Below are 22,139 nucleotides of genomic sequence, written 5' to 3'. Positions count from 1 at the left end.
TCCGCCCGCGCGCGCGGCGGGCGTGAGAGGGTCGGGGAGGTGGCGGGCAATCCGTGCATGCCCACTTTATGCCTTTCGGCGCCCCGCGGCGTATGTGCCTGAAGTCCACACCCTGCCGGAAGGCAGGGGTGGCCTCCTGCCCTACCTCGGCAGCGCCGGCATCTGCTGCTGCACCAGTCGCTGGCGCCGGATCTCGGCACGCAGCCGCCGCCGCGCCGCCTTGCGCTCGCGGTGGTCGTGCTGCCACAGGTAGATCGCCGGGGTGCTCAGCAGGGTCAGCAGCTGCGACACCAGCAGGCCGCCGAGGATGGCGATGCCGAGCGGCTGGCGCATCTCCGAACCGTAGCCGAAGCCGATCGCCAGCGGCAGCGCCGCGCCCATCGCCACCAGGGTGGTCATGGTGATCGGGCGGAAGCGCACCAGCGCCGCCTCGCGGATCGCCGCCGGCGGCGACATGCCGTGGTCGCGCTCGGCGACCAGCGCAAAGTCGACCATCAGGATCGCGTTCTTCTTGACGATGCCGATCAGCATCAGCACCGCGATCACCGACATCAGGGTCAGCTGGGTATGCGTCACCAGCATCGCCAGGAACGCGCCCATGCCGGCGGCCGGCAGGGTGGAAAGGATGGTCAGCGGGTGGACCAGGCTCTCGTAGAGGACGCCGAGCACCACGTACATCACCAGGATCACCGCCAGCAGCATGATCAGCGCGTTGTTCATCGCGTCGACCAGGTTCTTGTTGTCGCCGCTGTACTTCTTGTGTACGCCGGGCGGCAACTGCGCGGCGAACATCGCCTGCTCCACCAGCTTCAGGCCCTCGGCCTGGGTGACGCCCTTGGCCAGGTTGTAGTTGATCGCGGCCGATTCGAGCTGGTCGAAGTGGCTGATGCTGACCGGCGCGATGTGCGGCCGGATCTGTGCCAGCGCGGACAGCGGAATCATCTTTCCCTGCGTGTTGCGCACGTAGGTATTGAGCAGGGTGGCCGGGCTCAGCGACTCGGCACTCTCGGCGGTGATCACCACGCGGTACTGGTTGATGTCCGAATAGATGGTGGAAACCGGGGTCTGCCCGAACGCGTTGGCCAGCGCCGTGTCGACCTGGGCCAGGCTGACGTGCAGCCGCGCGGCGGCGTTGCGGTCCACCTGCAGCATCTGCTGCTTGCCGATGCTGTCGAAGCTGGTGCTGACGTTGCGGAACTGCTTCATGCCGCGCATCACCCGCGCCAGCTTCAGGGTGGGCTGCTGCAGCGGCACGCCGTCCACGCTGTCGAGCTGGAACGCATACTGCCCGCTGCCGCCGCCACCGCCACCACCGCCGCCGATGAACTGGTTGACCGAGAGCGACACGTCCAGGTCCGGCACGTTCCTGAAGACCTTGTCCAGCCGGTCGACCACCGCCTGGGAGCTGACGTGGCGGTCGCCGGGCCGATCGCCCGGCGGCTTCAGGTCGACGAACAGGCTGGCCTGGTTGCCGACCGCGCCGCCGCCGTTGTTGCCGCCGAGGAAGGCGGAGACGTCGCGCACCGCCGGGTCGGCCTTGACCTTCGCCGCCACCTCCTGCGTGCGCCGGGACAGCAGCAGCGGCGAGACGTTGGCGTCGGCGGTGATGCTCGCCTGCAGCAAGCCGGTGTCCTCCTTCGGCATCAGGCCGCCGCCGGCGGTCATCACCACCACCACCGCCAGGCCGATGGTAAGCACCAGCAGGATGATCGGCTGCCAGCGCATGATCCGGCGGTGCCGCATCGCCCAGTCCAGCGCGCGCTCGTAGATGCGCAGCATGCCGCTGTCGAAACGCTCGGCCAGCCGCTCCAGCCGCCCCGCTGTGCGCGCGCCGGAGGGCTCGTGCGCCAGCCAGGCGCCGCACAACGCCGGGGTCAGCGTGAGCGAGACCAGTGCGGAGATCACGATGGTGGCGATCAGGGTCACCGAGAACTCGCGCATCAGCATGGTGAACATGTTGTTGCCGAACACCATCGGCCCGAACACGGCGATCAGCGACAGCGTGATCGAGAGCACGGTGAAGCCGATCTCGCGCACGCCGGTCAGCGCCGCCTGCAGCGGCGGCTCGCCGCGTTCCATGTGACGCACGATGTTCTCGATCACCACGATCGCATCGTCCACCACGAAACCCACGCACAGCACCAGCGCCACCAGCGAGAAGATGTTCAGGGTGAAGCCGAGCATCCACATCGCCACGAACGCGCCGGCCAGCGACAGCGGCACGCTGAACATCGCGATCACGGTGGGCCGCAGCCGGCGCAGGAACACCAGCATCACCAGCGCCACCATCACGATGCCCATCAGCAGCGCTACCTGCACCTCGTGCAGCGCCGACAGCGTGGTCGGGGTGAAGTCGAAGATCGGGGTGATGGTGGCGTCGGCCGGCAGCAGGCCGCGCAGCTCGGGCAGGCGTGCGCGGACCGCTTGCACGGTGGCCACCGCGTTCGCCTCCGACCGCTTGTTGATCTGCATCACCACCGCACGCTGGCCGTTGAACCACGCCGCGGCGTACTTGTTTTCCTGGCCGCCGCTGATCGTCGCCACGTCGGCCAGGCGCACCGGCACGCCGTTGCGGCTGGCGACCACCAGCGCGGCGAAGTCCGGCACCGTGTGCAGCGCGTCGCTGGCGCTCACCGTCATGCGCGTGACGCCGTTGCTGAGCATGCCCTGCGGCGAGCTGACGTTGGCCGCGCGCAGCGCATTGGCCACGTCGTTGGCGGTGACGCCCATGCCCACCAGCGCACGGGTGTCCAGCACGATGCGCACCGCATGCGGCGTGCCGCCGCCCACCTGCACCTGGGCCACGCCGGCGATCTGCGCCACCGCCGGCTTCAGCAAGGTGTCGGCGAGATCGTACAGCTGGTCCGGCGGCAGGCTGGAGGAGGTCAGCGAGACCAGCAGTACCGGAATCTGCGAGGTGTCGAACTTGACGTAGCCGGGCGGGCTGGGCAGCCCGGGCGGCAGGTCCGGCGCGGCCGCGTTGATCGCCGCCTGCACGTCGCGCGCAGCCTTGTCGGCGCCGCGGTCCATGTTGAAGATGACCTGGATCTGCGCGCCGCCCTCGCTGGCGCTGGAGGCCATCATGCGCACCCCGGGGATGCGCCCGAGATGGCGTTCCAGCGGCGCCACCACGGTGGAGGCCATGGTCTGCGCGCTGGCGCCGGGCATCTGCGCGAACACCGCCACGCCGGGAAACTCGATCGACGGGAACGCCGCCACGCCGAGCAGCAGGTACGCCCACAAGCCGCCCAGCATCAGGCCGATCGCGAGCAACGAGGTGCCGACCGGACGGCGGACCAGCGGCGCGAAGATATTCAGACAGCCTCCCTGGCGCAGCGGCGTGGCGTGAGGGCCAGCAACACGACCCGCGGCATGACGAGAGTTCCATTCATGCCCGCTTTATGCCAGCTGCCGCGCTCCTGGCGCATGTGCCTGAAGTCCACCCGCCGGCAGGAACCCGCCACCGGGCTCCTGCCGGCGTCGCGGCGGGGTCAGCGCGCCGGGCTGTAGCGCAAGGTCAGGAACGCACCGCGGCCGGGCTGGTTGAAGTACCACACGGTCTCGTAGTGGCGGTCGAACACGTTGGCCAGCCGCGCCTCGAGCTGCCAGTCCGGCGCGAAGTGCCAGCTGGTGCGCAGGTCGGCGGTGGTGTAGCCGGCCAGCGGGTGGCGGTTGGCCGCGTCGTCGTAGCTGCGTCCGGCCGCGTTGACGCTGGCGCCCACGCCGAACGCACCATAGCGCCGGTCCAGGTCCAGTCGCGCGGTGCGCCCGGGCCGGCGCGGCAGCCACTTGCCGTCGTTGGCGCCGCCGTCGTCGTTGCGCGGCTGCAGCCAGGTCAGGTAGCCCTGCAGCTGCCAGCCGGCGAGGGTCGCGCCGAGCTGGCCTTCCACGCCCCGGATGCGCGCCTTGCTGATGTTGGACGGGAAGTAGTTGGCGTCCAGCGCGATCAGCTGGTCGATGCGGGTCTGGTAGGCGTTCAGCGCCCAGTTCCACGCATCCTGCTGCTGGCTCAGGCCCAGTTCGGCGCTGCGCGATTGCTCCGGCTTCAGCTGCGGGTTGCCGCTGCCGTACGGGTAGTACAGGTCGTTGAAGGTCGGCGCATGGAACGCACTGCCGTAGCTGGCCGACAGGCGCAGGCCATGATCGAAGTGGTAGCCCCACGCCGCGGCGCCGGTGTTGTGGTCGCCGAACTGGCCGTTGTGGTCGCGCCGCGCCGACAGCTGCACCTCGTGGCGGCCGAACGTGCCCTGGTACTGCACGTAGCCGCCGGTGTTGTTGCGGCGGCTGGCGAGGAAGCCGGTGTCGCTGTCGATGTGCTCGCCCTGCCAGTCGACACCCAGGGTCAGCAGCTGGTTGTCGGCCATGCTGAGGTCGTTCTGCCACGCCGCCTGGTTGCGCCGCGAGTAGATGTAGCCGACGAAGTCCCGGTTCTCGTAGTTGTCGTAGCGGTCCAGGTTCTGGCCCACGCTCAGCGTGGTCTTCCACGCCGGGAGCGGATTGAAGCTGAAGCTGCTGCCGGCAACCTGCTGCAGGGTGCGGCTGCGGTTCTGGTAGCTGCCGTCGAAATGGATCTCGCCGAGGCTGCGCAGCCAGGTGCCGGTGAGCTCGGCGCCATTGTCCCAGCGATAGCCGCCACTGGCGCTGAGGTTCTTGTTGCGGAAGGCGTCGCGGTCCGGCTCGTCGGTGAAGCAGCCGGCGAACGCTTCGGCCGCGCCGATGCGGCACGCGTTGATGCCACGGGTGTACTGGGCGCCGACGCCGAGGTTGTACCAGGCGTGCCCATCGCCGCCGGACAGTCCAGCCTGGCCGCGCAGCAGGCGGTTGCTGCCGGTGGTCACGCTGAACGAGGGTTGCAGGCCGCCGCCCGGCGTACCACGCCGGGTGAAGATCTGGATCACCCCGCCGATCGCGTCGGCGCCGTACAGGCTCGAACGCGGGCCGCGCACCACCTCGATGCGCTCGATCTGCTCCACCGGGATCTGCTCGAACGCCGCCAGCCCGGCGCTGACCGAGGCCACCCGCACGCCGTCGACCAGCAGCAGGGTGTGGGTGGAGTTGCTGCCGCGCAGGAACAGCGAGGTCTGCTGGCCGTAGCCGCCGCTGTTGGCGAAGCTCAGGCCGGGCAGACCGGCCAGCAGGTCCGGCACCGACAGCGGCTGCAGCCGCTCGATGTCGGCGCGGGTGATCACCGTCACCGACGACAGCGCCTGGTCGGCGGTGATCGCGGTGCGCGTGGCGGTGACGATCACCGGCGCCAGCGCCGACGCCGCGTTCTGGTCGGCCGCGTGGGCGGCCAGCGTGCCGCCGAGCAGTGCCGCGGCCAGCAGGGTCTTCTTCATGTTCGTTCCTCTACGCCGTGCACCCGCGCACGGCTCATGGGTTCAATGAGCTGGCGGCAAGCGAGGGAGGAAGACGGAACGACGGGCAGGCGGCAACGACCGACACGTGGTTCGGCCTCGCCCACCGCGAGCCACCAGGAAGCGTTCGGGCCGGTCTCCGGGCTGGCGAGTGGCATGCGGTGACCTGCATGCCCCGAGCGGCGCCTTCCCGTGCCATGCACAGTGGCGTTCGCCGCCGGTGATCTCGCTTACCGTTGCGGGGGCAGCGCCGGCCTTGCAGTGTGTTCGCACACCACGCACCGGCTTCCCGTTTCATCCCTCCGGCCATGCGCCGTCGGGACACCTGAACGGCGCGACTCTAGCGCCGACCGGGGAGCACATGCAATCGAATCGCCGCGTTAACGGCTGGTCCGCCCTGCCACACCCGATTGTTCCGGTGCCCATCTACAGCTTCGCGACGCACCGGCAAATAGCTGAAATCGAGAAACGATAACCGTAGATTCTTTCGGAAAAATAATAGCGAAACGTAACTTCTTGCTAATTGGCGATTAATCATAAAGATTTTGTTGACTGCAGTATTTACATCGCCTTATGTTCAGAAGGCAGGTCGCCCAAACGGCATGGCTACGGGCCTTGGCAGGTTTGGCTGGCCACTTGGCGGCAGTCGACGACATATGCCCGGCCTGCTGTTTTGGGATGAATCAATTGCGTTGCATCACCCGGCCCTCATGGGCCTTTCACTCTGGGGAAATCATTACCAATGAGCAGGCACAACAAAATACATAATCCGAGGTGGCGCCACACCGCTCTGGCCGTAGCCCTGAGCATGAGTCTCGGCGGCGTCGCCATGGCCCAGTCCACCACGGGCTCGATCTTCGGCCAGGCTCCGGCGGCCGCGGGCGAAACCGTCAGCGCCACCAACGCTTCGGGCCTGACGCGCGAGGTTGCTGTCGATAGCTCCGGGCGTTTCCAGATCAGCAACGTGCCGGTGGGTACCTATACGGTCTCGCTGAAGAAGGATGGCGCGGTCGTCGACTCGCGCAAGGTGTCCCTGGCGCCCGGCGCCGGCACGGCAGTCACCTTCAGCGCCGAAACCACCTCGCTGAGCGCGGTCACCGTCTCGGCCAATGCGCTGCCGGCCATCGACGTCTCCAGCGTGAGTTCCAGCACGGTCATCACCGCCGCCGACCTGCGCAAGCTGCCGGTCAGCCGCAACGCGGAGTCCATCGCCCTGCTGGCGCCAGGCACCACCAGTGGCAGCAACTTCTTCAACGGCCCGGGCGGGCACTCGCTGGTCTCGTTCGGCGGTTCGAGCGTGACTGAGAATGCGTACTACGTGAACGGCTACAACACCGGCGAGCCGTACAAGAACCTGGGCGGCTTCCAGCTGCCCTACGGCGCGATCGACCAGCAGGAAACGCTCACCGGCGGCTACAACGCCAAGTACGGCCGCTCCGACGGTGGCGTGATCAACCAGCTCGGCAGGCGCGGCACCAACGAGTGGCATTTCGGCGCCCAGGTGGCCTGGGAGCCGAGGTTCCTCGAAGGGACCCCGGTCAACAACTATTACGGCCACCCGACCGTCCCGGCGTCGACCAGCCAGGTCAACTACGCGCTGGAAAAACCGGCCCTGGCGGGCACGCTGCACCAGTACCGCAACGACAACAAGCAGTGGCAGACGATCTACTCCGCTTACGTCGGTGGCCCGCTGATTCAGGACAAGCTGTTCATGTTCCTGGCGGCCGAGACCTCCGAGACGCAGTCCAACAACGTGGAAATCGCGTCCAACCAGAAGGTGCAGTACAACAACGACAAGGACACCAAGTTCTACGGCAAGTTGGACTGGAATATCACCGACAGCAACATCCTCGAGCTGACCGCGCTGAACAACCGTTCCCGCAGCGGCGCAGGAGCCACCTACGCGTTCGATTACAACACGCTGAAGTCGGGTGCCTTCGTCGCCAACAACGACGTGACCAAGGACAACGCCCAGTTCTACCTTGGCCATTTCACCAGCTACATCACCGACGCGGCCACGCTGAGCATCCTGTACGGCAAGGCGAATTTCCAGAACCCGACGATCTATGGCAACACCAGCCCGTTGCCGTTCATTTCCCGCCCCTACAACCAGAACCCGGCCTACCTGCCGCCGGGCACGGGGCCGAACGGCATCACCAACAACCAGACCAACACCAGCTGGTCCGCGAGCAACGCAACCAACGGTACCCATGGTTTGCGCGTCGACTTCGATTACCGGCTGGGTGACCACGACCTTGCCGTCGGCATCGACAACATGACCTACAAGGCCCGCAACCAGGGCCCGAACCAGCAGAACCCGTTCAACCCGTCGATCAACTACTACTGGCGCTACCTCGCAGGCGGCGTCGTGCAGAAGCGCGAGATCGGCTGGCAGACCAGCATGACGATGACCCAGAAGGCCTACTACCTGCAGGACAGCTGGCAGGTGCTGCCGAACCTGCTGCTGGACATCGGCGTGCGCAATGACCACTTCACCAACTACAACGATGTGGGCAAGGCGTTCGTCGACGAGAAGAACCAGTGGGAACCGCGCATCGGCGCCAGCTGGGACGTGAACGGCGACTCCTCGTTCAAGATCTACGGCAACGCGGGGCGCTACTACCTTGCGCTGCCGGATAACGCGGCGGAACGCGCGGCAAACATCTCGACCTACCTCACCACCAACTACAGCTACACCGGCATCGACGCCAACGGCATCCCGACCGGCCTGGCGACGCTGGACGACCCGGCGACGACTTCGCCGGATGGCGAGAAGGGTCTGCCCAAGGACCCGCAGCAGGTCACCGCGCGCAACCTGAAGGCCGAGTACCTGGATGAGTTCATCGTCGGTTTCGACAAGAAGCTCAACGACAGCTGGACCTACGGCGCCAAGGCGATGTGGCGCGACCTGAAGACCGCCATCGACGACGAGTGCTCGCCGGGCCGGATCGGCAACAAGATGGTGGCCCAAGGCGTGGACCCGGCCGCATTGGGCGGCGCCTACTACGATTCACTGTACGGTGCCAGCTACTGCCGCCTGATCAACCCGGGCCTGACCAACGACATTCTGGTGAAGTCGAGCGACAGCACCCATCCCGACCTTCTCGTCACGATGAGCCAGAAGGATTGGGGTTACCAGCAGGGCGTGAAGCGCAAGACCGGCTCGCTGAACCTGTACCTGGAGCATCCGTTCGACGGCAAGTGGCAGGCGCGCGTGGACTACACCTACACCCGCGGCTTCGGCAACACCGAGGGCCAGGTGCGCTCCGACTTCGGCCAGGCCGACGTGTCCAAGACCGAAGACTGGGATTCCTGGCAGCTCATGGACGGCGCGAACGGCGAGCTCGCCAACGTCCGCAAGCACCAGCTGCGCATCCGCGGCGCCTACCAGATCACCCCGGAGTGGCTGGTGTCCGCGACGCTGCTGGCGCAGTCCGGCTATCCGAAGGAGTGCCTCGGTTACTACGGCGTGGGTGGTTCGGGCAAGGCCTACTATGGCCCGGGCAAGCCGGGCGATCCGTCCGGTTACAACAACTACGGCAGCGGCAACTATCACTGGTGCAATGGCGTGCGCTACCCGGCGGGTACCCTCGGCCATACGCCGTGGACCGAGCAGCTCAACCTCGGCATCCACTACGCGCCGGCGTTTGCCGACAACAAGCTCGGGATCAATCTGGACATCTTCAACGCGCTGGACCAGCAGAGGGCCGTGCAGACCGATCCGGCCGGCAACAGCTCGTACAACCGGACCACCAATACCCTCAACATCAACAACAGCTACGGCGACGGCATCTTCTTCCAGCCGCCGCGCACGGTTCGCCTGTCGGTAACCTACGACTACTGATCGTACGAGCTGATTCGCGTCTTGAAAGCCACCGGCTCCGGCCGGTGGCTTTTTCTTTGAGGTGGCCACGGCGGCGCGCGTCCACGACGATCCGGCGGGACCCGGCCAGCGCGGGCGCGACCTCGGCAAGGCACGTGGAACACCGCGGTGGAGCGCACGTTTTCCCGCCCCTGAAGTTACTATGCCCGAATGAATCCTCAGGACACCGGCACGGCGGAAAACCGCCTGCGCATGCTCGCCCGGCAGCACATCGACGGCCGACAATGGGGCGCTGCGCAGGCTGTCCTGGAGTCGCTTGCCCGACAGCTGCCGCACGACGCTGCGGTAATGGTCGAGCTGGCCGATGTCCTGTTCAGGCGCGGCCGGTTGCGTGAAGCGAGCGCACAGATGCTGCGGGTCGCGGCCCGGCTGCCACGGAATGGCCCGCTGATCGTCGGCGTGGCGAAACGCCTGATCGCCTTTGGCGAAGTTCCTGCCGCCCGCAGCTGCCTCGATCTCCTCGCCCGGGCCCCCGCCCCGCCCCCTGAGCTGCTGGTCGCGCAGGCACATCTGCGCTTCGGCCTCGGCGAGATCGCCGCGGCGAAGACGCTGATCGAGAAAGCCCTCGCGGCCGGCGCCGATGCGCCAGGCGAACTGCATCTGTACGCCATGCTGCTTCAGTTCAGCGGCGACATCGACCGCGCCAGCACCGTACTGGAAGGCTGCCTGGAGCGCTGGCCGCAATTCGGCGACGCGGTGATGGCGCTGGTGAACCTGCGCAGGCAGCGGCCGGAAAGCCATCCGCTGGGCCACGTGCAGGCGCAGCTGCGCCGCCTTCCCGCCGACGACCCGGATCCCGCCGCACGGTTCGTCCGTGCCGAGTTCGAGTACGCGCAATTCAAGATACTGGACGATCTCCAGCGCTACGCAGAGGCGTGGCCCGCGCTGGCGCGGTGCAACGCCATCATGCACGAGCTCAATCCGTACGACGCCGACGCCGAGGCCGCCGTCACCGACGCGCTGATGGGCATGCCCACGCCGGACGACAGGTCCCAGGCGACGTCGGCCTCAGCGTTCGAGGGCCCCACGCCCATCTTCATCGTCGGCATGCCGCGCTCGGGCACGACCCTGCTCGATCGGATGCTGTCCCGCCATTCGCAGATCGCCTCCGCCGGCGAGATCATCGACTTCTGGCGCCAACTGCACTGGGTCACCGACGTGGCTCCGGCCGGGTCGCGCGAACTGCTGGAAGTCATTCGGCGCAGTGCGGATATCGATTACGCCGGGCTGGGCGCACGCTACCTGCGGCAGACGCAGTGGCGCGCCCAGGGGCGCACGTACTACATCGACAAGCTGCCCGCCAACTTCCGGATGGTCGCGTTCATCCGTCGGGCCTTGCCGCAGGCGCCGATCCTGCACATGGTGCGCGATCCGATCGACACCTGCTTCTCCAACTTCAAGGCGATGTTCGGCAACGTCTCGCCGTACAGCTACGACCTGCCGGCGCTGGCCCATTACCACGGGCAATATGCGCGCCTGACCCGGCACTGGCATGCCCGGCTTCCGCACGCCATGCTCGATGTTCCCTATGCCGCCCTGGTGCGCGATCCCGGGAACACCTTGCGAGGCGTGCTCGAGCATTGCGGGCTGGCACTGGAGGAAGGCTGCCTGCAGCCGGAGCTCAATACCTCGCCGGTGGCCACGCCGAGCAGCGGCCAGGTGCGCGAGGCCATCCATACCCGCAGCCTCGACCAGTGGAAGAACTACGCCGCGCAACTGCAACCGCTGTGCCAGGCGCTGGACGAGTTTCCCGGCCAGGCGCAGCCATCGTGACGACGCCCGCCCGCACCGCCGACCGGCGCCACGGCGCGGAAGCGCTGCCGCCACCCCGCCAGGGCCGCCACTCCCGATGACCGCCGATGACATCTCCGCCGCGGAAAGCCGCCTCCGCCGCCGCGCCAGACAGTACCTGGACGCCGGCCTGACGGACGCCGCGCAGATCACCCTGGAGGCGCTGCTCGAGCGAGTGCCCGACGATGCCCCCGCCCGCATGGAACTGGCCAACCTGCTGCTCGGGCGCGGCCAGTTGCAGGCGTCGACCCGCCAGCTCCTGCAAATCGCCCGGCTTCCCGCCGGCAACGTTCGCCTGCTCGTGCAGACGATACGGCGGCTGTACTTCCATGGCGAAATCGTGGCCGCACGGAGCTGCCTCGACCGCCTCGAGCGGGCACCCGATCCGCCGGCTCCGCTGCTGGCCGAGCAGGCGCAATTGCGCTGGATGCTGGGTGAGATACCCGCGGCGATGGCCCTGATGGAGCGCGCAAGCGCAGCGGGGGTCGAAACACCCGATGCCTGCTACCTGCACGCGATGCTGTCGCAGTTCACCGGGAACATCGCCCAGGCCCGCGGCATGCTTGAAACGTGCTTGCGGCGATGGCCGGATTTCGGCGACGCGGCGGTGGCGCTGGCGAACGTGCGCAGGCAAACGCCGGAAGCCAACGACCTCGGGTTGTTGCGCGAGCGGCTTCGGCGGATGCCGCAAGACAGCAATGCCGCGGAAATCCTGGCCAGCCGTGCCGGATTCGAGTCGGCGCTTTTCAAGGAGCTGGACGACCTCGGCTGCCCGGACGAGGCATGGCAGGCGCTGGCGCGCAGCAATGCCATCATGCACGCGCTGCACCCCTACGACGCGGCAGGCGAGACGGCCGTGACCGATGCGATCATCCACGCATCCGAGGCCCTCGCGGCGAAGCTCGCCAGGCCGGCCCCGCCCCCCGGCGACGCCACGCCGATCTTCATCGTCGGCCTGCCCCGATCCGGCACGACCCTGCTCGACCGCATGCTCTCCAGCCACTCGCAGGTGGTTTCGGCCGGCGAGATCAACGACTTCCGCCGACAGCTGCGCTGGATGACGGACGTTCCCCCGGGTGGCGTTCAAGGCATGCTGACCGCACAGCGGCGCAGCGTGGGCATCGACTTCGCGGAACTGGGCGCCCGCTACCTGCAGCAGACGCAATGGCGTGCGCAGGGGCGCCGGTTCTACATCGACAAGTTGCCGATCAACATCCGCATGGTGCATCTCATAAGCCGCGCGCTGCCGCATGCGCCGATCCTGCACATGGTCCGCGAACCGATGGGCGTGTGCTTCTCCAACTTCAAGGCCATGCTCGGCCCCGCCTCCGCCTACAGCTACGACATGCAGACGCTGGCCCACTACCACGGACAGTACGTGCGACTGACCAATCACTGGCACACGCGCATGCCCGGGGCGATGCTCGACGTTCCCTACGCGTCGCTGGTGAGCGAGCCGGCAGCGACCCTGCGCCGGGTGCTGGAGCACTGCGGACTGGCGGTCGAAGAGGGCTGCCTGCATCCCGAACGCAACATGGCCCCGGTGGCTACGCCAAGCAGCGCCCAGGTGCGCGAACCGATCCATCAGCGCACCCTCGGCGAGTGGCAGCGTTATGCAGGGCCGCTGGAACCCTTGCGACTCGCGCTCGAGCGAGCGCCGCGTCAGATCCATGGCCTTGCGTGAGCCCGCCTTGTACGCAGGTGGCAGGCATGCCCGGCACCGCCGGCCCTGGCGGGTTTCCATGGGGCGAGGCAGCATCGTCCAGGCTGCCGCCCGACGGGCCATGCCTTGCTGCATTGGTCGAGCCAAGACATGCGCGAATACCCGCTCCCCATCCCCATCGTGGACATCCCGATGACAGCTGACCGTCTTCGCCGCCAGGCCCAGCAAGCCATGGATGCCGGGCAATGGGATGCGGCGCAGGCCGCACTCGAGTCGCTCGCGCAGCACGAGCCGCACGACGTGTCCATCCACATGGCACTGGCCGACGTGATTCTCCGTCGGGGCAGGATGCGTGCCGCAACCCGGCATCTGCTGCAGGCCATCCCGTTGCTGCCAAACGACGCCAGCCTGATCGCGCAACTGGCATGGCGTCTGTCCACGAACGGCGAGATCCAGGGTGCGCGCGCCTGTCTCGCGCACCTGGCACGCGCGCCAAACCCGCCGGCGGAAGTGCTCAGCGAGCAGGCCCACCTGCGCTGGGCACTCGGCGAGATCCCGGTGGCGCGGGCGCTGATGGATCGGGCCGTGGCCCTTGGCGTCGACACCAGCAGCGAGTATTACCTGGATGCCATGCTGTACCAGTTCCTGGGCAGGCTTGCCGAAGCCGAAGCGGTGCTGCTGGCCTGTCTGCGACGCTGGCCGCGCTACGGCGATGCCGCGGTGATCCTGGCGAACCTGCGCCGGCAGACACCGGAAGCCAACCATCTGGAGCTTTTCCGGGAATCGCTCGGACGAATCTCCGCAGCAAGCACCGATGGGCGCGACAAGTTCGCCCGCGCCGAGTTCGAATCCGCGATCTTCAAGGTGCACGACGACTGCGGGCGCCACGACGAGGCGTGGTCGGCACTGGCACGCAGCAATGCCCTCATGTACGACATCAACCCCTACGATGCGCAGGCCGAAGCGGCACTGACCGACGCACTGGTCGGCATTCCGGAGTCCCTCGCGGCGGCAGTAACCGACGCCGCGGCGGAGTTTGCCGGCCCCATGCCGATCTTCATCGTCGGCATGCCCCGATCGGGATCGACCCTGCTGGACCAGATGCTGTCCAGTCATTCGCAGGTGATTTCCGCCGGGGAGATCCCGGACTTCCAGCACCAGCTTCACTGGATGGCCGATGTTGCGCCACGAAGCGCGCAAGGCATGCAGAAGGCCATCGAGCGCAGCGCGGGGATGGATTTTGCGGAACTCGGCGCGCGCTACCTGCAGCAGACCCAATGGCGTGCCCACGGGCATCGCTTCTACATCGACAAGTTGCCGATCAACGTGCGGATGGTGCCGTTCATACGCCGGGCGCTGCCCCGTGCGCCCATCCTGCACCTGGCGCGTGAGCCGATGGACGTGTGCTATTCCAACCTGAAGGTCATGTTCGGCAAGGCTTCGCCCTACTGCTACGACCAGCAGGCGCTCGCCCATTACTACGGCCAGTATGTACGCCTGACGAACCACTGGCGGGCCAGCATGCCCGGGGCCATGCTCGAGGTTTCCTATGCCGCCCTGGTGAACGAGCCCGAGGCGACCATGCGCCGCGTGCTGCACCATTGCGGGCTGGCGATGGAAGAAGCCTGCCTGCATCCCGAGCACAACCCGGCCCCGGTGGCCACGCCAAGCAGCGTGCAGGTGCGCGAGCCGGTGCATTCCCGCAACCTGGGCCAGTGGCGCCGCTACGCCAAACAACTCGAACCGCTGCGGCTGGCCCTCGCCGAACAGGGGGTTGGCGTGGGTTGAGCGCGCTCGCGCATGGCGAGGCAATCATCGTTCCGGCACGCGCGAACGCTCCGGCCTTACTCTCCCACGCCGCCAACCCAGCGCCACCGCACGCGGTAGTCGTCATCCAGCGTCACCAGGTCGGCGCGGCAGCCCACCGCGATGCGGCCATGGCTTTCAGCCAGGCCGAGAAACTCGGCCGGGTAGCTGCTGGCCATGCGCACGGCCTCGTCCAGCGGCAGGCCGAGCATTTCCACGCCGTTGCGCACGGCGCTGGCCATGTCCAGCGCGGAGCCGGCCAGCACGCCTTGCGCGGTCTGGCAGATGCCGTCTTTCACGATGATCGTTTCGCCATTCAGCACGTAGTCGGGACGATCCGCACCGACCGGCGGCATCGCGTCGGTGACCAGCAGCAGCTTGCCGCGCGGCTTGGCGGCGAGCGCCACGCGCAGGCTGGCCGGGTGCACGTGGTGGCCGTCGACGATGATGCCGCACCAGCTGTCGGCATCCTCCAGCGCGGCGCCGACCACGCCGGGCTCGCGGCTGCCGAACGGGGTCATCGCGTTGAACAGGTGGGTGAAGCCGCGCACGCCGGCCGCGAGCGCGGTACGGGTGGTGGCGTAGTCGGCTGCGGTATGTCCGGCGCAGACGATCACCCCGGCGTCAACCAGCGCACCGATGCTGGCCGTCGGCACCTGGTCCGGCGCCAGCGTGAGCAGACGCACGCCGCGGTGCGGTGCGCACAGCAGCGCCAACTCGTCGCGGTTCGGCGCGTGGAAATACTTTGCGTCGTGCACGCCCTTGCGCGCCGGCGCCAGGTAGGGGCCTTCCAGATGGATGCCGAGCACGCCCGGCACGCCTTCGGCCAGCGCCTGCTCCACCGCGGCCAGCGCTGCGCGCATCACCTCCACGCGGTCGCTGATCAGGGTCGGCAGGAAGCCGGTGGTGCCGAAGCGCCGATGCGCGGCGCCGATCCGGCGCAATGTTTCCACCGTGGGCGCCTCGTTGAACAGCACGCCACCGCCGCCATTGACCTGCACGTCGATGAAGCCGGGCACCAGCATCGCGCCGCCAAGATCGTGCTGTTGCGCATCACGCACGCGCGGATCGGATGGCGGCAGCAGGTCGGCGATGCGCTCGCCCTCCAGCAGCACGACGAGGTCGTCGCGCCAGCCGTCGGGGGTGAGTACGCGGGCATTGGCAAGCGATTGGATCATGGCGAATACTCACAGGCCGACGTGTAGGCGCGCACCTTGTGCACGCTGCTTTTGTGCAACGTAACGAAGAGCACCGCGCACAGGGTGCGCTCCTGCATGGTCAGACCGTCTCGGTGACCTTGTTGAGATGCGGCGGCACGTCGGGGTTGAAGCCACGGCGCAGCGCCAGTGCGCTGGCGGCGCGGTAGAAACTCTGGATGACCAGCAGCGGCGTGCACAGCGCCGGCAGGCCGCCGGCCACCGCCAGCGTGCCGGCACCGTGCACGCCGGGCGCGGCCACGAACACCTGCGCACCGCGGCCGCGGAACTCGCGCGCCACCGCCAGCGTGCTGTCCAGCGTGTCGTCGTCCTGGGCGAAGCACAGCACCGGGAAGTCGGGGCCGACCAGCGCCATCGGGCCGTGCCTCACCTCGGCCGCGCTGAACGCCTCGGCGTGCAGGCCGCAGGTTTCCTTGAACTTCAGCGCCGCCTCCAGCGCGATGCCGAGGCCGTAGCCGCGACCGACCACGAACAGGTTGTGCGCAGCGGCCAGGCCGTCGACCAGCGCCGACCAGTCGGCGTCCCAGCCGGCGCGCAGCGCATCCGGCAAGGCGCGCAGTGCGGCGCCCAGTTCCCCGTCGCCGCGCCAGCGCGCACACAGGTGCAGCACCGCGGCCAGCGCGGCAAGATAGCTCTTGGTCGCCGCCACGCTGCGCTCCGGCCCGGCGTGCAGCGGGATCACCGTGTCGGCCAGCGCCGCCAGCGGCGAATCCTCCACGTTCACCAGCGCCACCACGCGCGCGCCGGCGAGCTTCGCCGCCTGCGCATTGCGCAGCAGGTCGGGGCTCTTGCCCGACTGCGAGATCGCGATGAACAGCGCGCCCTGCCACTGCTGCTCGGCCGCGTAGACCGAGGTCACCGACGGCGACGCCGACGCGGTGACGATGCCGAGCTGGGTCTCGAACACGTACTTCGCATACGCCGCGGCATGGTCGGAGCTGCCGCGTGCACAGGTGACGATGAAACGCGGCGGCTGCGCACGCAGCGACTGCGCCAGCGCGCCGACCACCGCCTCGTTGGCGGCGAACTGGCGCGCGACTACATCGGCCGACTCGTGCGCCTCCTGGTACATCAGGGTGTCGCGGGCGTCCATGGCGTTCCTTCAATCGGTCTGCAGTTCGGCGACGAAGTCGTAGATGTCGCCGCGGTACCAGGAGCAGGTGAACTCGACCACGCGGCCGTCGTCGAGGAAGCTGCGCCGCTCGATGTTCAGCCCGGCACTGCCCACGCTGACGTGCAGCAGCCGCGCCTGCTGCGCGTTCAGCGACACCGCACGCAGCCGCTGCAGCGCGCGACGCGGGCGGGCGTTGAGTTTTTCCAGTGCCTCGTACAGCGAATCGCGCACCAGGTGCGGGTCCGGCAACACGCTGGCCGGCACCACGCTGCGCTCGATCGCCAGCGGCTCGTCCTGGCCGTAACGCACGCGGTGCAGGCGCACCACCAGCGAGCCGGGCGACAGGTTCAGCGCCATCGATTCTTCCGGCGTCACCTCGCCGATGCCGCGCTCGAAGAACTCCGAACGCGGCGACAGCCCGCGCTCGCGCAGATCCTCGGTGAAGCTGGTCAGCCGCGACATCGGCTTGACGATGCGCTCGGCGATGAAGGTGCCGGCGCCGTGGCGCTGGGTCAGCAGGCCCTCCTCGACCAGGCCGGCGATCGCCTTGCGCACGGTCACCCGCGACAGCTTCAGCGTCTGCGACAGGTCGCGCTCGCTGGGCAGCGCCTGGCCCGGCTCGATGTCGCGGTGCCCGATGATGTTGCGGATCGCCTGGCGCAGCCGCAGGTAGGCCAGCGGCTGGTGCGTGGCCGGGTCGTGGCAGATCCGGCGGTATTCATGGGCGAGGGCGGCTTCCATGTCGCGAACGATACCAATAGCGAACCACTGGCTGCAAGCCCGTATCACGCCCACCCTCATCGCATGAATTCGTATGCAGACCCGTGGTCGATCTGGTATTTCACTGGTACCATCGACGGAAATCCGGGCGATCGCGCCGCCAGGCCTTCCGCCCGCCATCCGGCATCGAGTCGAGGTGACCCGCGTGACTGCTTCCCCCCAATCGGTCGAACCGTTCGACCTGGTGATCTTCGGCGGCACCGGCGACCTCGCCGTACGCAAGCTGCTGCCGGCCTTGTTCCACCGCTTCCTCGACGGCCAGATCCCGGCCAGCAGCCGCATCGTCGGCATCGCCCGCGAAGCGCTGGACGACGCCGGCTACCGCGCGCAGCTGCGCGAGGCGCTGATCGGGGTGTGCGCGGCGGCGCAGCTCGACGTGTTCCTGCAGCAGGTGTTCTACCGTCCGCTGGACGCGCGCAAGGACGAGGGCTGGAACGACTTCACCGCGTTCATCGGCGCCCAGCCCGAGCACGTGCGCGTGTTCTACCTGTCCACCTCGCCGGAACTGTTCGTCGACATCTGCACCCGGCTGGGCCAGCACGGGCTCAACCAGGGCGCCTCGCGCGTGGTGCTGGAAAAACCGATCGGCCGCGACCTGGCCAGCGCGAACCAGATCAACGACGCGGTCGGCAAGGTGTTCAGCGAATCGCAGACCTTCCGCATCGACCACTACCTCGGCAAGGAGACCGTGCAGAACCTCCTGGTGCTGCGCTTCGGCAACGCGCTGTTCGAGCCGCTGTGGAACGCCGGGCACATCGACCACGTGCAGATCACCGTGGCCGAAACCCTCGGCGTCGGCCATCGCGGCGCCTACTACGACCGCGCCGGCGCGCTGCGCGACATGGTGCAGAACCACATGCTGCAGCTGCTGTGCATGGTGGCGATGGAGCCGCCGTCGTCACTGGCGCCGGACGCGGTGCGCGACGAGAAGCTGAAGGTGCTGCATTCGCTGAAAGCCATCGACGACAGCAACGCCGCCCAGCTCACCGTGCGCGGCCAGTACCGCGCCGGCGTGGCCGAGGGCGCTGGCGTGCCGGGCTACCCGGAGGAACTGGGCAACAGCAAGTCGAACACCGAGACCTTCGTCGCCCTGAAGGCGGAGATCGCCAACTGGCGCTGGGCCGGCGTGCCGTTCTACCTGCGCACCGGCAAGCGGCTGCCGAGCCGGGTGTCGGAGATCGCGGTGACCTTCAAGCCGGTGCCGCATTCGATCTTCAACCCCGACGCCGGCACCTTGTCGCAGAACCGGCTGGTGCTGCGGCTGCAGCCGGACGAGGGGGTGAAGCTGTGGCTGACCATCAAGCATCCCGGCCCCGGCGGCCTGCGCCTGCGCCACGTGCCGCTGGACATGAGCTTCGCCCAGGCGTTCGGCGTGCAGCAGCCCGACGCGTACGAACGCCTGCTGCTGGACGTGGTGCGCGGCAACCCCACCTTGTTCATGCGCCGCGACGAAGTGGAGGCGGCGTGGCGCTGGGCCGGCCCGATCCTCGCCGCCTGGGCCGACAGCGGCGAGCCGCCGCGGCCGTACGCCGCCGGCAGCTGGGGCCCGAGCGCCGCGGTGGCGCTGATCGAGCGCGACGGCCGCACCTGGAACGAAGACAGTGAATGATCCGGTTCACCTGCCGCTGCACCGGCCGGCGGCAGACTGGCAGTCCCTTCCCCACGCTACGCCCGGCCACGCCCGCGTGCCCGTCGCGACCGCCGCCATGACTACTCACCTGAACGTCACCACGCACAGTTTCACCGATTGCCGCGCGCAGGCCACGGCGCTGGCCGAGCGCGTCGCCGAACGCCTGCGCCGCGGGCTGGCCGAACGCGGCCACGCCGTGCTGGCGGTTTCCGGCGGCAGCACGCCGAAGGATTTTTTCGAGCGCCTGTCGCATGAGCAGCTCGACTGGGCCCGGGTGCAGGTGACCCTGGTCGACGAGCGCTGGGTCGCGGACACCGACGAGCGCTCGAACGCGCGGCTGGTGAAATCGCGGCTGCTGCTGCATGCCGCCGCCGCGGCGCGCTTCGTGCCGCTGTACACCGGCGACGCCAGTCCCGAGGCTGGCCTGGCTGCCGCCGACGCGCGCATCGAGGCGTTGCCGTTGCCGTTCGACGCGGTGGTGCTGGGCATGGGCGAGGACGGCCACACCGCCTCGTTCTTCCCCGGCGGCGACCACCTGGCCGAGGCGCTGGACCTGGACGGCACGGCGCGCGTGCTGCCGATGCACGCGCCCGGCGCCGGCGAGCCGCGCATCACGCTGACCCTGCCGACCCTGCTGCAAACGCGCGCGCTGTACCTGCTGGTGGCCGGCGAGAAGAAGCGCGACCTGCTCGCTGACGCGCGGCTCGGCCTCGGCGCCGCACGGGACTACCCGGTGCGCGCGGTACTGGCCCAGCCGCGCGTACCGGTGGCGGTGTACTGGTGTCCGTGACCACCACCAACGGCATCGCCCGCAGGAGCACGCCCTGTGCGCGAACGGCAGGCGATACCCGCCCGGGGAACCATCAACAAGAGCATCGCGCACGACCGCAGGAAGTCCCTTGCGGACAGCGTGCGCTCCTACAGACAAGGTAAGAAATCATGACCACGCTGCACCCCGTCGTCGCCGAAGTCACCGAACGCCTGCGCGAGCGCAGCCGCGACACGCGCGCGGCCTACCTCCGGCGGATCGACGCGGTCGACCGCAGCGGGCCGCAGCGCGAGCACCTGTCCTGCGGCAACCTGGCGCACGGCTTCGCCGCCTGCGGCAGCGAGGACAAGGCGGCGCTGCGCAGCGGCCGACGCGCCAACCTGGCCATCGTCACCGCCTACAACGACATGCTGTCGGCGCACCAGCCGTACGAGCGCTATCCCGCGCTGATCCGCCAGGTCGCGCGCGACGCCGGCTTCACTGCGCAGGTCGCCGGCGGCGTGCCGGCGATGTGCGACGGCATCACCCAGGGTCGCCCCGGCATGCAGCTGTCGCTGTTCTCGCGCGACGTGGTGGCGCTGGCCACCGCGGTGGCGCTGTCGCACGACATGTTCGACGGCGCGCTGTTCCTCGGCATCTGCGACAAGATCGTGCCGGGCCTCTTGATCGGCGCGCTGAGCTTCGGCCACCTGGCGGGCGCGTTCGTGCCGTCGGGGCCGATGCCCAGCGGCATCCCGAACGAGCAGAAGTCGAAGGTGCGCCAGGCGTTCGCCGACGGCAAGGCGAGCAAAGCCGAGCTGCTGGAAGCGGAGGCGGCCTCGTACCACGCACCCGGCACCTGCACCTTCTACGGCACCGCCAACTCCAACCAGATGCTGATGGAGATCATGGGCCTGCACCTGCCCGGCGCCAGCTTCACCGCGCCGGACACCCCGCTGCGCGACGCGCTCACCGCCGAGGTGGTGCGCCGCGTCGCCGCCCACAGCGCGCTGGGCGACGCGTCCCTGCCGCTCGGCCACATCATCGACGAGCGCGCGATCATCAACGGCGTGATCGGCCTGCACGCCACCGGCGGTTCCACCAACCACCTGCTGCACCTGGTCGCGATCGCGCACGCGGCCGGCATCCAGTTGCGCTGGGACGACTTCGACGCACTGTCCGGCGTGATCCCGTTGCTGGCGCGCGTGTACCCGAACGGCTACGCCGACGTGAACCAGTTCCACGACGCCGGCGGCATGGCCTTCCTGATCGACCAGTTGCTCGGCGCCGGCCTGCTGCACGCCGACGTGCAGACCATCTTCGGCACCGGCCTGGACGGCTATGCGCAGGTGCCGGCGCTCGACGCGGGCGGTGCGCTGCACTGGCAGCCGGTGGCGAAGCAGAGCGGCAACCGCGGCGTGCTGCGCGGCGTGGACGAACCGTTCCGCCCCGACGGCGGCCTGCGCATGCTCGACGGCAATCTCGGCCGCGCGGTGATCAAGGTCTCCTCGGTGCCGGACGACCGCCTGCTGATCGAGGCGCCGGCGATCGTGTTCGACGATCAGGACGAGGTCGCCGGCGCGTTCAAGCGCGGCGAACTCAACCGCGACTTCGTGGCGGTGGTGCGCTTCCAGGGCCCGCGCGCGAACGGCATGCCCGAACTGCACAAGCTCACCCCCACGCTGGCGCTGCTGCAGGACCGCGGCCACCGCATCGCCCTGCTCACCGACGGCCGCATGTCCGGCGCCTCCGGCCGCGTGCCGGCGGCGATCCATGTGACCCCGGAGGCGGTTGCCGGCGGCAACCTCGCCAAGATCCGCGACGGCGACATGATCCGGCTGGACGCGGCGAACGGACGTCTGGACGTCCTGATGGAAGCGCACGAACTGGATGCCCGCCTGCCGCACGTCGCCGACCTGTCCGGCGAGCACAGCGGCATGGGCCGCGAACTGTTCGGCCTGTTCCGCCAGGCCGCCGCCAACGCCGACCTCGGCGCCGGCGTGCTGTAGCCTTGCTCCCTCCCCTGCTTTGCAGGGGAGGGTTGGGGTGGGGTTCGCTCTTGATCTTCACTTCCACGCCAGCCTGAGCAACCCCCTCCCAACCTCCCCCTGCGCTGCAGGGGGAGGGGCCAAACCCCAGGAGCCAGACGT

General features: G+C 68.6%; 12 protein-coding genes and 1 riboswitch. Of the genes, 7 read left to right on the top strand and 5 right to left on the bottom strand.

What is annotated here, in order from left to right:
- Positions 1–141 precede the first annotated feature (141 nt).
- A complete protein-coding gene (locus R2APBS1_RS00675; RefSeq protein ID WP_015446455.1) occupies positions 142–3,318 on the bottom strand; it encodes an efflux RND transporter permease subunit in 3,177 nt (1,058 codons plus the stop codon).
- A gap of 173 nt (positions 3,319–3,491) precedes the next feature.
- The gene (gene btuB, locus R2APBS1_RS00670) at positions 3,492–5,339 is read right to left on the bottom strand and encodes a TonB-dependent vitamin B12 receptor (protein WP_015446454.1); all 1,848 of its coding nucleotides are present in this window, start codon (positions 5,337–5,339) and stop codon (positions 3,492–3,494) included.
- Positions 5,340–5,470: 131 nt separating this feature from the next.
- A riboswitch (cobalamin riboswitch) is annotated at positions 5,471–5,701 on the bottom strand.
- 485 nt (positions 5,702–6,186) lie between these two features.
- On the opposite strand from btuB, the gene R2APBS1_RS00665 reads away from it, so the two are divergent.
- From R2APBS1_RS00665 to R2APBS1_RS00650, 4 genes are all read left to right on the top strand, one after another.
- The gene (locus R2APBS1_RS00665; RefSeq protein WP_007510299.1) at positions 6,187–9,201 is read left to right on the top strand and encodes a TonB-dependent receptor; all 3,015 of its coding nucleotides are present in this window, start codon (positions 6,187–6,189) and stop codon (positions 9,199–9,201) included.
- Positions 9,202–9,390: 189 nt separating this feature from the next.
- Entirely contained in the window at positions 9,391–11,013 is a 1,623-nt protein-coding gene (locus R2APBS1_RS00660) for a tetratricopeptide repeat-containing sulfotransferase family protein (RefSeq protein ID WP_015446452.1), read from the top strand.
- A 76-nt stretch (positions 11,014–11,089) separates the two neighbouring features.
- Entirely contained in the window at positions 11,090–12,715 is a 1,626-nt protein-coding gene (locus R2APBS1_RS00655; RefSeq protein WP_015446451.1) for a tetratricopeptide repeat-containing sulfotransferase family protein, read from the top strand.
- Between the two features lie 171 nt (positions 12,716–12,886).
- Entirely contained in the window at positions 12,887–14,482 is a 1,596-nt protein-coding gene (locus R2APBS1_RS00650; RefSeq protein ID WP_041676838.1) for a tetratricopeptide repeat-containing sulfotransferase family protein, read from the top strand.
- Between the two features lie 56 nt (positions 14,483–14,538).
- Here R2APBS1_RS00650 and nagA read toward each other — a convergent pair whose 3' ends face one another.
- The 3 genes from nagA to R2APBS1_RS00635 form a co-directional block, all read right to left on the bottom strand.
- Positions 14,539–15,678 carry an N-acetylglucosamine-6-phosphate deacetylase gene (gene nagA / locus R2APBS1_RS00645; protein ID WP_015446449.1) on the bottom strand — a complete coding sequence of 380 codons (1,140 nt, stop codon included), beginning with the start codon at positions 15,676–15,678 and terminating at the stop codon, positions 14,539–14,541.
- 100 nt (positions 15,679–15,778) lie between these two features.
- Complete coding sequence (locus R2APBS1_RS00640; protein WP_015446447.1) at positions 15,779–16,810, bottom strand: SIS domain-containing protein; 1,032 nt, start codon at positions 16,808–16,810, stop codon at positions 15,779–15,781.
- Between the two features lie 9 nt (positions 16,811–16,819).
- Positions 16,820–17,572 carry a GntR family transcriptional regulator gene (locus R2APBS1_RS00635; RefSeq protein WP_007510286.1) on the bottom strand — a complete coding sequence of 251 codons (753 nt, stop codon included), beginning with the start codon at positions 17,570–17,572 and terminating at the stop codon, positions 16,820–16,822.
- Positions 17,573–17,756: 184 nt separating this feature from the next.
- Between R2APBS1_RS00635 and zwf the strand changes: the two genes are divergently transcribed.
- The 3 genes from zwf (at position 17,757) to edd (ending at position 21,998) form a co-directional block, all read left to right on the top strand.
- Entirely contained in the window at positions 17,757–19,220 is a 1,464-nt protein-coding gene (gene zwf / locus R2APBS1_RS00630; RefSeq protein WP_015446446.1) for a glucose-6-phosphate dehydrogenase, read from the top strand.
- Between the two features lie 97 nt (positions 19,221–19,317).
- Positions 19,318–20,031 (top strand): 6-phosphogluconolactonase, encoded by a 714-nt coding sequence (gene pgl / locus R2APBS1_RS00625; protein WP_015446445.1) that lies wholly within the window; start codon positions 19,318–19,320, stop codon positions 20,029–20,031.
- A 149-nt stretch (positions 20,032–20,180) separates the two neighbouring features.
- Positions 20,181–21,998 (top strand): phosphogluconate dehydratase, encoded by a 1,818-nt coding sequence (gene edd, locus R2APBS1_RS00620; protein WP_015446444.1) that lies wholly within the window; start codon positions 20,181–20,183, stop codon positions 21,996–21,998.
- Positions 21,999–22,139 lie beyond the last annotated feature (141 nt).

Origin of the sequence: Rhodanobacter denitrificans (genome assembly GCF_000230695.2) — a bacterium.
Classification (GTDB): domain Bacteria; phylum Pseudomonadota; class Gammaproteobacteria; order Xanthomonadales; family Rhodanobacteraceae; genus Rhodanobacter; species Rhodanobacter denitrificans.
This window is presented reverse-complemented; position numbering and strand designations above follow the sequence as displayed.

Bases quoted from the DNA above. Each gene is read 5' to 3' on its own strand.
- R2APBS1_RS00640 (WP_015446447.1), bottom strand. From the start codon at position 16,810: ATGGACGCCCGCGACACCCTGATGTACCAGGAGGCGCACGAGTCGGCC.
- edd (WP_015446444.1), top strand. From the start codon at position 20,181: ATGACCACGCTGCACCCCGTCGTCGCCGAAGTCACCGAACGCCTGCGC.
- btuB (WP_015446454.1), bottom strand. From the start codon at position 5,339: ATGAAGAAGACCCTGCTGGCCGCGGCACTGCTCGGCGGCACGCTGGCC.
- R2APBS1_RS00660 (WP_015446452.1), top strand. From the start codon at position 9,391: ATGAATCCTCAGGACACCGGCACGGCGGAAAACCGCCTGCGCATGCTC.
- pgl (WP_015446445.1), top strand. From the start codon at position 19,318: ATGACTACTCACCTGAACGTCACCACGCACAGTTTCACCGATTGCCGC.
- R2APBS1_RS00665 (WP_007510299.1), top strand. From the start codon at position 6,187: ATGGCCCAGTCCACCACGGGCTCGATCTTCGGCCAGGCTCCGGCGGCC.
- R2APBS1_RS00650 (WP_041676838.1), top strand. From the start codon at position 12,887: ATGACAGCTGACCGTCTTCGCCGCCAGGCCCAGCAAGCCATGGATGCC.
- nagA (WP_015446449.1), bottom strand. From the start codon at position 15,678: ATGATCCAATCGCTTGCCAATGCCCGCGTACTCACCCCCGACGGCTGG.
- R2APBS1_RS00635 (WP_007510286.1), bottom strand. From the start codon at position 17,572: ATGGAAGCCGCCCTCGCCCATGAATACCGCCGGATCTGCCACGACCCG.
- R2APBS1_RS00655 (WP_015446451.1), top strand. From the start codon at position 11,090: ATGACCGCCGATGACATCTCCGCCGCGGAAAGCCGCCTCCGCCGCCGC.